Origin of the sequence: Saccharothrix espanaensis DSM 44229 (assembly GCF_000328705.1) — a bacterium.
Lineage (GTDB): Bacteria > Actinomycetota > Actinomycetes > Mycobacteriales > Pseudonocardiaceae > Actinosynnema > Actinosynnema espanaense.
The window spans coordinates 7,225,599-7,237,413 of the sequence record NC_019673.1 but is presented as its reverse complement, the minus strand read 5'-3'; the positions used below and the strand labels follow the sequence as shown (position 1 = coordinate 7,237,413).

General features: G+C 74.3%; 14 protein-coding genes. 7 read left to right on the top strand and 7 right to left on the bottom strand.

What is annotated here, in order from left to right; all coding sequences use genetic code 11:
- Window positions 1-8: 8 nt before the first annotated feature.
- A complete protein-coding gene (locus BN6_RS31330; protein WP_158509469.1) occupies window positions 9-647 on the top strand; it encodes a TetR/AcrR family transcriptional regulator in 639 nt (212 codons plus the stop codon).
- Window positions 648-818: 171 nt separating this feature from the next.
- On the opposite strand, the gene BN6_RS31325 is transcribed toward BN6_RS31330, so the two are convergent.
- The 4 genes from BN6_RS31325 to BN6_RS31310 all read right to left on the bottom strand — a co-directional run bounded on the left by BN6_RS31325 (window position 819) and on the right by BN6_RS31310 (window position 3,220).
- Window positions 819-1,412 (bottom strand): nucleotidyl cyclase domain-containing protein, encoded by a 594-nt coding sequence (locus BN6_RS31325; RefSeq protein WP_015103855.1) that lies wholly within the window; start codon window positions 1,410-1,412, stop codon window positions 819-821.
- The gene (locus BN6_RS31320) at window positions 1,409-1,873 is read right to left on the bottom strand and encodes a hypothetical protein (RefSeq protein WP_015103854.1); all 465 of its coding nucleotides are present in this window, start codon (window positions 1,871-1,873) and stop codon (window positions 1,409-1,411) included. Before BN6_RS31320 ends, BN6_RS31325 begins: the two co-directional genes overlap by 4 nt.
- Window positions 1,870-2,184 carry a PadR family transcriptional regulator gene (locus BN6_RS31315; RefSeq protein ID WP_041314700.1) on the bottom strand — a complete coding sequence of 105 codons (315 nt, stop codon included), beginning with the start codon at window positions 2,182-2,184 and terminating at the stop codon, window positions 1,870-1,872. Before BN6_RS31315 ends, BN6_RS31320 begins: the two co-directional genes overlap by 4 nt.
- 142 nt (window positions 2,185-2,326) lie before the next feature.
- Window positions 2,327-3,220, bottom strand: coding sequence for an NADP-dependent oxidoreductase (locus BN6_RS31310; RefSeq protein WP_015103852.1), 894 nt, complete (start codon window positions 3,218-3,220; stop codon window positions 2,327-2,329).
- Window positions 3,221-3,290: 70 nt separating this feature from the next.
- On the opposite strand from BN6_RS31310, the gene BN6_RS31305 reads away from it, so the two are divergent.
- On the top strand, window positions 3,291-3,896 hold the full coding sequence (locus tag BN6_RS31305) for a TetR/AcrR family transcriptional regulator (protein WP_015103851.1): 606 nt from the start codon (window positions 3,291-3,293) through the stop codon (window positions 3,894-3,896).
- Window positions 3,897-3,900: 4 nt separating this feature from the next.
- Here BN6_RS31305 and BN6_RS31300 read toward each other — a convergent pair whose 3' ends face one another.
- Window positions 3,901-4,911, bottom strand: coding sequence for a LacI family DNA-binding transcriptional regulator (locus BN6_RS31300; protein ID WP_015103850.1), 1,011 nt, complete (start codon window positions 4,909-4,911; stop codon window positions 3,901-3,903).
- A gap of 269 nt (window positions 4,912-5,180) precedes the next feature.
- Here BN6_RS31300 and BN6_RS42630 point away from each other — a divergent pair, with 269 nt between their 5' ends.
- From BN6_RS42630 to BN6_RS31280, 4 genes are all read left to right on the top strand, one after another.
- Window positions 5,181-5,627, top strand: a complete 447-nt coding sequence (locus BN6_RS42630; protein WP_015103849.1) for a hypothetical protein — start codon at window positions 5,181-5,183, stop codon at window positions 5,625-5,627.
- A gap of 259 nt (window positions 5,628-5,886) precedes the next feature.
- On the top strand, window positions 5,887-6,786 hold the full coding sequence (locus BN6_RS31290; protein WP_015103848.1) for a DUF1996 domain-containing protein: 900 nt from the start codon (window positions 5,887-5,889) through the stop codon (window positions 6,784-6,786).
- 80 nt (window positions 6,787-6,866) lie between these two features.
- Window positions 6,867-7,418, top strand: a complete 552-nt coding sequence (locus BN6_RS31285; RefSeq protein ID WP_015103847.1) for a sigma-70 family RNA polymerase sigma factor — start codon at window positions 6,867-6,869, stop codon at window positions 7,416-7,418.
- Window positions 7,415-8,110 carry an anti-sigma factor family protein gene (locus BN6_RS31280; protein ID WP_015103846.1) on the top strand — a complete coding sequence of 232 codons (696 nt, stop codon included), beginning with the start codon at window positions 7,415-7,417 and terminating at the stop codon, window positions 8,108-8,110. The genes BN6_RS31285 and BN6_RS31280 overlap by 4 nt, the downstream gene beginning before the upstream one ends.
- A gap of 157 nt (window positions 8,111-8,267) precedes the next feature.
- Here the strand turns inward: BN6_RS31280 and BN6_RS31275 are convergent, their stop codons facing one another.
- On the bottom strand, window positions 8,268-9,236 hold the full coding sequence (locus tag BN6_RS31275) for a zinc-binding dehydrogenase (RefSeq protein WP_015103845.1): 969 nt from the start codon (window positions 9,234-9,236) through the stop codon (window positions 8,268-8,270).
- Between the two features lie 739 nt (window positions 9,237-9,975).
- Here BN6_RS31275 and BN6_RS31270 point away from each other — a divergent pair.
- On the top strand, window positions 9,976-10,671 hold the full coding sequence (locus BN6_RS31270; protein WP_015103844.1) for a DUF4383 domain-containing protein: 696 nt from the start codon (window positions 9,976-9,978) through the stop codon (window positions 10,669-10,671).
- A 177-nt stretch (window positions 10,672-10,848) separates the two neighbouring features.
- On the opposite strand, the gene BN6_RS31265 is transcribed toward BN6_RS31270, so the two are convergent.
- Window positions 10,849-11,793 (bottom strand): aldo/keto reductase, encoded by a 945-nt coding sequence (locus BN6_RS31265; protein WP_051075807.1) that lies wholly within the window; start codon window positions 11,791-11,793, stop codon window positions 10,849-10,851.
- Window positions 11,794-11,815 lie beyond the last annotated feature (22 nt).

Below are 11,815 nucleotides of genomic sequence, written 5' to 3'. Positions count from 1 at the left end.
TGTCCGCCATGTCCCCACGGTCACCGGTCGGGTCCCTCGGGTCACGACGTCGGCCCAGCAAAGGCGATCTCACCTCGCAGGCCATCCTGGACACCGCCGAACGGCTGCTCCAGAACCGTTCCCTGGACGACATCGCGGTGGACGAGCTGGCCGCCGGCGCGGGCATCTCGCGCTCGACGTTCTACTTCCACTTCTCGTCCCGGGAAGCCGTGCTGCACGCGCTGTCCGCCCGCGTGCTGGACGCGCTTTACGAGTCGGCGTCGTCTTGGCTGCGGCGGGGGAGCGAGGCCCCGGAGGCCGCCATCCGGCGGGCCCTGGGCGCGACCCTCGCGGTGTGGCGGGCGCACGGTCCGGTGCTGCGCGCCGCCGTCCGGGCCCGCGACACCGACCCGCTGATGCGCGAGTTCTGGACCGGGGTGGCGCGGCGGTTCGTCGACGCCACCGCCGAGCAGATCTCGATCGAGCGGGACGCCGGGGTGGCGGTGGACGGGCCGGACGCGCGGTCGCTCGCCGCGGTGCTGATGTCCATGAACGAGCAGGCGTTCCTGGGCCGGTCGGTCGCCCGCCGTTCGGCGAAGAAGGACCGCGAACTGGTCGACACGCTCACCTTCGTCTGGCTGCGGTCGGTCTACGGCGACTCGTCGTGAAGGTGCCGGGCGACGTGTCCGGCCGGCGCGGTGACGCCGCCATCCCGCGCGCCAGAAGTGTTCCGGTGCTTTGTGTCCACAAGGGACTGTCCGCTCCTGTCCGCGCATCGCGTACCCGGACGGCATCCGCGCGGCAAGCCCGCGTACGGGGCGGCCCGTGGATGGCGTCGGTTACGAGACCTGGGCGACCCAGGCCGGTTCCCGGACTTCCTTCTCGGCGACCTCCACCCGGGTGAACGCGGCCGGGTCGACCCGGCGGTAGCCGTGCCGGACCACGCTCTGGTAGAGCACGTCCGAGACGACCAGCACCGCGTCGCCCAGCAGCCCGGCGCGCACCGGGTCGGCGTCGGCGAGCCGGCAGGCGGTGTTCAGGTCGCTGCCCACCCAGCCGTGCGCGTCCCGGTGCACCTCGCCGGCGTGCAGGCTGACCCGGACCCGGATGCGCGGCGCGCTGGTGGCGTTGTGCCGCCGCAGCCGGGCGGCCACCAGCGGGATCACCGGGTCCAGGATGTCCACTTTGGACACCCGGGCCGGGATCAGCACCATCATGCCGTCGCCGCGGTCCTGCCAGCCGAGGTCGGCCTGGCGCACGCCCACGGCGCGCAAGCCGTCGCGCACGGCGGTGGTCAGCACGTCCCGCGCGACGATCTGGTGCGGGTTGGGCCAGCGCCCGAAGCCCGCGATGTCCACCACCAGGATGGACCGGTACTCGGGCCCGGGTTCGGGGCGCGCCCGCCGCCAGGGGCGGGGCAGTTCGACGGTCATCGCGATTCCCCCTGCAACGCGCGGCGCAGCAGCCAGGACCGGCTCAGCAGCCGGACCGCGTGCGGGATCCGGCGGGCCGGCGGCAGGTCGGCGAGCTCGGCCCGGAACTCCTCGTGGTAGCGGGCCTGGTGGCACGGCGGCAGCACGGCCACCGCGAGGTCGAGCAGCCGGCTGTCCGGCCGGGGTTCCAGTTCCAGCCGGATCATCCGCGCGGCGGCGACCATCGGCTCGAAGCTGGCCGTGGCCAGGTAGTTGCGCTCCACCGCGAACTCCAGCCACAGCACCCGCCGGTAGACCTCGCGCAGCCGGGCGTCGCCGTCGCGCTCCAGCGCCCGGCGCAGTTCCAGCGCGAGGTGGTGGGCCAGGTGGCGGTCCAGGATCCGGTCGAGCTTGCCGTCGAGCACGGCCTCCAGGTCGTGCGCCAGCAGCCGGATGCGGGCGAGGCGGTCGCGCCGGGTCATGTCCCACCCGCCGCGTGCGGGCGCAGCAGCCCGAGCCGGGACACCGAGCCCCGGGCGCGGGCGATGGCGGCTCGGGCCACCGCGATGCTGTCCGGGTCGAGCCGGTAGTACCGGCGGCGGGGGCGGCCCCGCTCGTGCGGGTCGGCGTCCTCCCACCGGCTCTCCAGCCACCCGCACTGCTCCAGCCTGGCCAGGATCGGGTGCACCGTCCCGCTGGGCAGTTCGGCCACCTGGCAGATCTCCAGCCCGTACCGCTCCAGCGTGGGGTCCTCCAGCAGCACACCCAGCACGAGCTGGGTGGGCAAGGTCATCTTGGGTCCCTTCCGCGCCGCAACCATGGTCTAACTCTACCTAGGGTGGTGGCGCTGCGCAACCGCTTCCGCACGCACAGTCGTGGTGAGGGGGAATCCCGCAGGTGGCCCGGCCGGTCCGCCGACCGACCGGGCACCGGGCTCAGACGACGATGACCCGACGGCCGCGGGTGTGGCCCGCCTGGCTGTCGGCGTGCGCCGCCGCCGCGTCGGCGAGCGGGTACGACTTCTCGACCGGGATGTGCAGCCGGCCGCGGGAGATGAGGTCGGCGGCCTCGGCGAGCGCGTCCGGCACGCTCCCGGCCACGCCGGAGAAGCGGACGCCGAGCCGCGGCGCGTCGAGGTCGGCGATGGAGACCACCCGCCCCGGGTCGCCGGTCAGCGCGACGAGGTCGCCGATCACGCCCGAGCCGGCCAGGTCGAGGGCCGCGTCGACCCGGCCGAGCCGGCGGACCCGGTCGACCCAGCCCTCGCCGTAGGTGGTGGCCAGGGCGCCGAGGCCGCGCAGGTACTCCTGGTTCGCCGCCCCGGCCGTGCCGACCACCGCGACGCCCCGGTCCCGGGCGATCTGGAGCACCGCCGACCCGACACCGCCCGAGGCGCCGCTGACCAGCAGCGTCTGCCCGGGGCGCACCCCGACCTGGTCGATGATCCGCAGCGCGGTCTCCACCACGGACGGGTACCCGGCGGCCTCCTCGAACGACAGGCCCCCGGGCATCCGCGCCCAGGCCGTCAGCACGGCGAACTCGGCGTAGGTGTCGGACCCCTCGCCGAACACGGGGTCGCCGACCTCGACCCCGTCGACGCCCGCGCCCACCTCGTCCACCACCCCGGCGGCGTCCAGCCCGACCCCGGCGGGCAGGACGACCGGGTGTGCGCCCAGGACCTGGCCCTCCCGGATGCGCCAGTCCACCGGGTTCACCCCCGCCGCCTTCACGGCGACGCGCACCTGGCCGGGACCCGCGTGGGGCTCCTCGGCGTCTTCCAGCCGCAGCACTTCCGGACCGCCGAACTCGGCGAAGCTCACCCTCTTCATGCGCTCGAACGTAACCCTAACGGTTAGCCTTTCAGAACAGGTGTGCTTTTGGATTTGATAGCATCTCCGGGTGACCGAGCCGACCGGACGCCGTGAGCGCAAGAAGGCCGCGACCCGCCGGACCATCGCCGACACCGCCCTGCGGCTGTTCCTGGAACGCGGGTACGACGAGGTGGGCATCCGGGACGTGGCCACCGCTGCCGACGTGGCCGTCACCACCGTCTTCGCCCACTTCGCGTCGAAGGAGGCCCTGGTCTTCGAGCAGGACCAGGACTTCGAGCACCGCCTCGCCCGCGCCGTGGCCGCCCGCCCGCCGCACGAGCCGCTGATCCCCGCGCTGCGCGAGGAGATCCGGGCCATGGTGCGGCACTGCTCGGCCCCCGCCGCCGCCCCGATCTGGCAGCTGGTCGACCGGTCGCCCGCCCTGCGCGGCTACGAGGAGTCGATGCGGCTGCGGCACGCGGAGTCGCTGGCCGCCGCCATCGCCGCCGACCCGGAGCTGTCCCGGACCACGACGGCCTGCCGGACCATCGCGCGGTTCGTGGTCGACGCCCACTCGCTGGCCCGTGGATCGGCCGACCCGGAGGCCGCGGTGGACGAGATCTTCCGGATGATCGACGCCGCCTGGGCGGCCACCGACCCCGCACGCGCCGGTCGGGCCGTCGCGAACCGCTGACCGGCTACGGCTGGTCGCGGCGCGGCCGGACCGGGCCGGGCGGCGGGGCGGTGGTCGACCGGACGACCAACCGCGTCGGCAGCACCACCCGCGGCACGTCGGCGTCCTGCGCGTCGAACCCGGCCAGCAGCATCGCCACGGCCGTCCGCCCGGCCGCCGCCAGCGGCACCGCCACGGTGGTCAGCGGCGGGGAGCACAGCTCCGCGTACGGCAGGTCGCCGAACCCCGTCACGCTCATCTCGCCGGGCACCGGGACGCCCCGGTCGCGCAGCCGGGCCAGCACGCCCGAGGCCATGATGTCGTCGTACGCCACGATCGCGGTCACATCGCCCGCCAGTGCGAGGTCCGCCGCCCGCGTGCCGCCCTCGTAGCTCGGCGCGAACGGGCCCAGGTCGACCAGGTCCACGCCGTGCCGTGCGCGCGCCGCCGCCAGCCCCCGGCGGCGCTGCCGGTTCGACCACGACGCGCGCGGCCCGTCGAGCACCGCGACCCGCCGGTGGCCCAACGCCACCAGGTGGTCCACCACCTGCTCCGCGCCGCCCGCGCCGTCGAGCAGGGCGGCCGGCACACCCGGCAGGTCGCGGTCGAGGAGCACCAGCGACGTCGCGCCCGCCGCCTCGGCCACCTGCTCGTCGGTCGACGCTGGCGCGCACACCAGCACGCCGTCGACCTGCTTGGCCATGGCGTGCACCAGCTTCACCTCGGTGGCCGGGTCCTCGTCGCCGCCGGCCACGAACACCGCGTAGTCCGCCTGCGCGGCGCGCGCCTGGGCCGCCTTCAGCACGGCGGTGAACACCGGGTCGCCCAGGTCCGGCACGACGATCCCGATGTTGCCGGTCCGGCCGGTGATCAGGCCGCGCGCGGCCCGGTTGGGCCGGTAGCCCAGCTCGGTGGCGGCGGCCAGCACGCGCGACCGGGTCTCCGCGCGCACCAGGTCGGGCGTGGTCAGGGCACGGGACACGGTCGCCACGGACACCTGCGCGCGCCGTGCCACGTCGCGGATGGTGATCGCCACGCGCTACCTCCGGAAAAGACGTTCGGGGGGCGGCCCCGACCAGTGAAGCGGACCAAGCCGCCGGCGAGCACGGAACCGGGGAAAGACCCGTCGGACCGGGGTGGACCGGCCGCGCGCGCCGGCCGGGAAACCCGGTTGAACCGATCGTCGGACCGCTCCGTGTCTGGGGTGTTCCCCCACGCACGGGAAGGTCACCGCGATGAACAACCACCGCAACCCCTCCCCGCTGGGCTGACCGCCCGCCCGACCGACCCAGGAACAAGGCGACCATGCGCGATCCGATCCTCGAAGGCGCACTGCGCCGGGTCCGGGACGAGAAGGCCCGCGACCGCGGGCGACGCGGCCGGCTCCGGGCGGCGACGAGCGCCGCGCTCGCCGCCGCGGTGCTCGCCGGCGGCCTGCACCTCGGCCGGCACAGCCTGCCCGCGCACCGAATCCTGGTCGCCACCACCGGTTCCACCCGGATGACCACGACCATCACGCCGGCCGACGGCTGGGTGCGCCTGCACGCCGCCGTCGACGGCATCGACCCGGGCGAGCGGTGCACGCTCGTCGTCACCGACTCGCACGGCCGCCGCTACGTCGCCGGCGGCTGGGTCGCGGCCCGGCGCGAGCACACCGACCTCGACGGCGCGGCCCTGGTCGACCCGGCCGACCTGGCGACGATCAGCGTCGTCACCGTCGACGGGCGGACCCTCGTCACCACCACGGCGTAGCCGCCGATTCGGTACCACGGCGCAACCGCGGACCTTGTTGTGCGGCCTGGCCGTGCATCTGCGGCCTGACAGCGGAACCGCTGCGGCGTGGCCGTGAAACCACCACACGAAGCGAAAGGGCTGTGCTCGGTGTGCCCGCACGCCGCTGTTCGCCGCGCGGCCCAGTGCCGTTGCGGCGAACGGCGGTGTCCGGCCCGGCGTGACCGGACGGTTGCCCGGAGCCCGCGCCCGGAATGGCAAGCTTGTGCCCGTGAGGCGGATGCTCCCCCTGTTCCTCGTGCTCCTCCTCGCCTCGTGCGGGGCCGACAGCCGGTCCGTCGCCATCGAAGACGTGCCCCTCCCGGCGCCACCGCCGGCGCTCACGGCCGACGCGTCCCCCGGGACGTTCACCGTCGAGTGCGGCCGCAACGAGCAGCGGCACCTCAACGCCGACAACATGGTCATCGCGCCCGGAGCCCCGTTCGGCGCGCACCACACCCACGAGTACGTCGGCAACCTGAGCACCGACCACACCAGCACCGACCGGTCGCTGGCCGCCGCGACGACCTCGTGCGCCGCCGGCGACCTGTCCACCTACTACTGGCCCGTGCTGCGGCTGACCGACGGCGTCGGCCACGACGCGCACGCCCAGGGTGGCGGCGCGCACGGCAACACCGGTGAAGTGCTGCCGCCCTCCCGGGTGAGCGTCACGTTCACCGGCAGCCCGGTCGGCAAGGTCGTGCCGATGCCCCGGTTCCTGCGGATGATCACCGGCGACCCGGCCGCACTGACCTCCGGCGCGGGCACCGCGCAGTGGACCTGCGCCGGCTTCGAGGACCGGCACACCGACCGGTACCCGGAATGCGGCCGGAGCGAGCTGCTGCGCACCTACGACTTCCCCCACTGCTGGGACGGCCGCAACACCGACAGCGCCTCGCACCGCGCACACGTGGTGCCCGCCGCGTCGAACGGCGCGTGCCCGAAGGGGACGTTCCCGATCCCGAGGCTGCGCGTGCGGGTCGCCTACCAGGTGCCGCTCGGCCGGCCGTTCGCGCTCGACAGCTTCCCCGAGCAGTTGCGCGACCCGCGCACCGACCACGCGATGTCGGTCAACGTCATGCCCGACGACCTCGCCGCCGAGGTCGCGACCTGCGTCAACGAGGGCCGCACCTGCCCGTGAGGACTTTCTCCGGCCGGGGTTGAACCGATCCGGCGCGGGAGCCGTGTCCGTGTCGAGGAGTTGACGAGAGGAGTGGGTGGATGGCGGCTTTGTGGTCCCGGAAACGGGAGACCGCGGCCGACGAGGCGCTGATCCGGTCTCTCTACGAAGAGCACGGCCGGGCGTTGCTGGCCTACGCCACCAGGCTCACCGGGGACCGGGCGGCGGCCGAGGACGTCGTCCAGGAGACCCTGGTCCGCGCGTGGCGGCACCCGGACGCCCTGGTCAACGGCAAGGGCTCGGTGCGCGGCTGGCTGCTCACCGTGGCCCGCAACATCGTCACCGACCGGATCAGGGCGCGTGCGGCCCGGCCCCAGGAGGTGGCCGAGACCCCCACGAGCCCACCGGTCCAGCGCGACCACGCGGAGTCCGTGGTGAACTCGGTCGTGGTGCTGGAGGCGCTCGACCGGCTGTCGTCGGACCACCGCGACGTGCTGATGGAGATCTACTTCCGCGGCCGGAGCGTGACCGAGGCGGCGGAGGCGCTGGGCGTGCCACCCGGCACGGTCAAATCGAGATCGCACTACGCGTTGCGGGCCCTGAGAGAGACGTTCGTCGGACAACAGGTCGCGCTGAAGGGGGTGGCCGGATGACCACGAACCACGATCCACAGCTGCTGGGCGCCTACGTACTGGGCGTCTTGGACGAGCCGGAGGTGCGGGCGGTGGAGGAGCACGTGGCGGCCTGCCCGCGGTGCCGCACCGAGGTCGACGAGCTGCGCGCCGTGGAGGAGGCCATGGGCGAGGTGCCGCCCGAGATGCTGCTGGACGGGCCGCCCGAAGGCGGGGACCTGCTGCTGCGGCGGGCTTTGCGGCAGGTGCGCGACGAGCGCGGGGGTGAGGTCCGGCGACGGCGGCTCGGGCTCGGCGTGGCCGCCGCCGTGGTCGCCGCGGTCGTGCTGGGCGGCGGGTTCGCCGTCGGGCGGAGCACCGCGCCGACCGACCAGGTGGCCGGCTCCACGCCGCCCACCGTCGTCACCGACGCCAAGGTCGGCACCGCCGTCGACCCGGCCACCGGCGCGCGGATGACCGTCCAGGTCAAGCCGGCCGCCGGCTGGGTGCGGCTGAACGTCTCGGCGGCGGGCATCGCGAAGAACCGCAAGTGCAAGCTGTTCGTCGTCGCCAAGGACGGCACCAGCCACGAGGCGGGCAGCTGGCTGGTGTCCGCGCTCGGCGAGAAGGAGGGCACCAACCTCGACGGGTCGGCGCTGGTCGCGCCGGCCGACGTGGCCGCCGTGGAGATCCGCGACTTCGACGGTGAGCGGATCGTCTCCGTGCGGGTCTGAGCCGGAGGGGTGACCGGGGAAGGCCGTGCGCCCCGCCCGCGGGCGGGGCGCACGGCGCTGCGCACCACGTGAGCGCTTTGCTCTTGACGGCGAGGCTCTACGTCGTGGCACGGTCTTCGCCCGCTGTGGGCGTCAACCGCGCCTGGCCGGCGGGGGCTCAGGGTGTGAGGACGACCTTGCCGGTGGTGGCCCGATTTTCCAGCGCGTCCTGGGCCTTGGCCGCGTCCGCCAGCGGGAACGTGGTCGTGCGCGGTGTGAGGCGGCCGTCCGCGAGGGCTCGGAGGGACAGCGTCTCCAGCTCGCGCAGGTTCATCCCCTTGAGGATGCGCGGGCCGACCGCGACGGTGGCGGTCAGGCCGCCGTTGTAGAGGTCGGCCGTCTCGACCCGGGTCGGTTCGCCCGACGACCAGCCGAACATCACGATCCGACCGCCGACGCCGAGCAGTTCCAGCGACTTGCGGCCCACCGCGCCGCCGACGCCGTCGAGCACGACGCTCACCTCGCCGACCTCGGCCCGCACCTCGTCGGCCCAGTCCTGCCCGGTGTAGTCGACGGCCAGGTCGGCGCCCAGCTCCCGCACCAGGTCCAGCTTCCCGGTGCTCGCCGCGCCCACCACCCGCGCGCCGAGCGCCTTGGCCTCCTGCACGAACAACGCGCCCAGGCCGCCCGCGGCGGCGGGCACCAGCACGACGTCGTGCTCGGTCAGCTCGGCCACGCGCAGGATCCCGAACGCGGTGCGCCCGGTGCCGATCATCGCCACCGCGTCCTCGTCGGTGACGTGGTCGGGCAGTTCGTGCAGCGAGGCGGCGTTCACCCGGGCGAGCTCGGCGTAGCCGCCGCTCGCCGCGCCGAGGTGCGCCACGACCCGCTTGCCCAGCCACGACTCCTCGACGCCCGCGCCGACCTCCGCGACCACGCCCGCGACCTCGCGGCCGGGCGTCATGGGCAGCTCGGGCACCGGGAACGGACCGCCGTGCTCGCCCCGCCGGATGAACGCGTCCAGCAGGTGCACACCTGCGGCCCGCACGGTGACCAGCACCTGCCCGGCGTCCGGACGCGGGTCGGGCACCTCCTCCAGGCGCAGGTTCTCCGCCGGTCCGAACTCGTGCTGTCGGATGGCACGCATCGGGTTCCCCCATTCGTAGGTCCTCGAACAACCGTAGGAGTTCGACTTAACTGGAGGTCAACTCGCCGCCGCGGCCGCCCCGCGCGGCCGGGACGAGGGCAACGGTGGGCAAGGCCGGGGCCGGGCGCGGCCCCGGCTCGTCGGGACGCGGCGCGGTGGGGGAGGGCGAGGCGAGGTCCACCGGGGCGTGGCGGCCGAGGTCGCGGTGGGGCGACGGTGGCGCTGGGCGTCGACTTCCGGCGGCACCTGTACCGGCGGTCCCCGGTGCTCGGGAGGAATCCGCCGCGACCCGGAAACTCCTTTGACCCCAATGGGACTTCGGGGAGATAGTCGTACCCGACACCGGAAAGGGGAGAGATCGTGGACAGCGGAGAAACCGAGTGGACCGGCGCGGCGACGCGCAGGGCCCGGTGATGCGCCCGACTCCCTCGTTGACCTGCGCCTAGCCGGCCGGTCCGGGTCCGTGGAAACGGGTTCGCGGCCATTGTCGGACCGTGCGCGCCATTAGTCACGGTGATCTGCGCGTGATATCGCGCAACGCGACGCCCTGGCCTTCATGGGGTGGGTCGGGACGACTCCGGCACGGCGGGGTGAGTGGCTCCTGTCGAACGGGGAACGGGTCCGTGCGCCCGTTCCCCACCCCCGGTCGCCCCCGTGGTTTGCGTTCTGTGACGGTCGGGTAGCCGGGGGTGGTCCGGAGCCCGGCAGGCGGGCTCTCGTGTCCTCATGGGAGGGCGTGATGACCCACTCGACCATCGGTCGCGTCAAGGTCGCTGGCCTCCAGCCCGCCCAGGTGCTGGCAGGTCTGCTCGGCCTCGCTTTCCTCGTCGCCGGCGTCGCCGGCTTCGTCCGCACCGGGTTCGGCGACTTCACCGGCGACCAGCACGCGATGCTGTTCGGCTTCGCCGTCAACCCGCTGCACAACGTCGTCCACTTGGCGTTCGGCGTGCTCGGTCTGCTGATGGCCACCGGCTCGGGGCTGGCCCGGCTGTACGGCTGGATCGTGTTCCTGGTCTACGGCGTGGTCCTGGTCTGGGGCCTGATGCTGGTCGGCGTCGTGGCGACGAACCCGGTCGAGCGGATCGGCAACCCCCTGGCGCTCAACGTCAACGACAACTGGCTGCACCTCGGCATCGCTGCGGTCGGCCTGCTGATCGCGGTGCTGCCCGCGCGGCGCAAGATCGTCACACCGGAGGAGCCCGAGGTCGAGCCCGTCGCGGAGCGCGACGAGAGCATTCGCGACCCGGAGATGCCCGTCCAGCGCGACCGGGAGCCGCTCCACCCGCACGACCAGCGCATCGAGGCCGTCGACCCGACGGTGTCCCCGCGCCCGACCCAGCCGGTCGAGGCCGCCGACCCGCCGGTCTCCGCGCGGCCGGCCCAGCCGATCGACCCGGCTGTCGCCGAGCAGCACAAGGCCCGGCACTACCGCTGACCCACCACCGGAACCGGGGCACCGTCCACTGCGGATGGTGCCCCGGTTCCGCTGTGCGCAGCGGGGTCCGCCGCTCGGGATGCCCCGGCCCGCCGCCACGAGGCCGATCCCACCGCGCAGGGCGGATGGACCGGGCAGGACGCGCCGCCCGGCGCGGTGCCCGGGGGAGCGGCGCTGTCAGCAGGCGGAGTCCAGGCGGGTGAGCTGGTCGTCGTCCAGCTCCAGCGTGAGAGCGCCGAGCGACTCGTCCAGCTGCGCCACCGAACTCGCGCCCACCACCGGCACGATGTCCTTGCGGCGCAGCCAGGCCAGCACGACCTGGTTGACCGTCGCCCCCAGCTCCGCCGCCACCTCGTGCAGCACGGCCAGCCGCCGGGTCGTGCCGGGGTGGTCGTAGCCCTCGTGGCGCGGCTTGTCCCGGTAGGCGCCGGACAGCAGCGGCGAGTACGCCACCAGGGCCAGGTCGCCCTCCGACCGCGCGTAGTCGAACAGCTCGTCGGACATGTGCACGTGCGCCCACTCCGGCAGCTTCACGTCCGGCCGGGGCCGCAGGTAGCTGTGCCGCTGCTGCACCGCCGCGTACGGCGGCCAGCCGTTCGCCCGCGACACCGCGCGGGCCCGGTCCAGCCGCCACGTGGCGTGGTTGCTCGCCCCGATCTCCCGCACCGCGCCGGCCGCCACCAGCGAGGCGAACGCGCCGAGCGTCTCCTCCAGCGCGACCGAGCGGTCCTCGACGTGGCTGTAGTACAGGTCGATCCGGTCCGTGCCCAGGCGCTTCAGGCTGGCTGCGGCGGCCGTGCGCACGGCCGCCGCGGACAGCCCCTCGGCGTCCTCCAGGCCCGCGCCCGGCGTGCGGGGGCGCGCGCCGAGCTTCGTCGCGAGCACCACCTCGTCCCGGTTGCCGCGGGCGGCCAGCCAGCGGCCGATGGTCTCCTCGCTCTCGTCGCCGGTGCCGCCGTCCCAGAACACGTAGTTGTTCGCGGTGTCGAGGAACGTCCCGCCGGCTTCGGCGAAGCGGTCGAGGATCGCGAAGGACGTCCGCTCGTCCACGTACTTGCCGAACGGCAGGGTGCCCAGGCACAGGGCGCCGACGTCGAGGGATCCGATGTGCTGTCGTGTCACGGCACGAGAGCCTGGCTCCTGG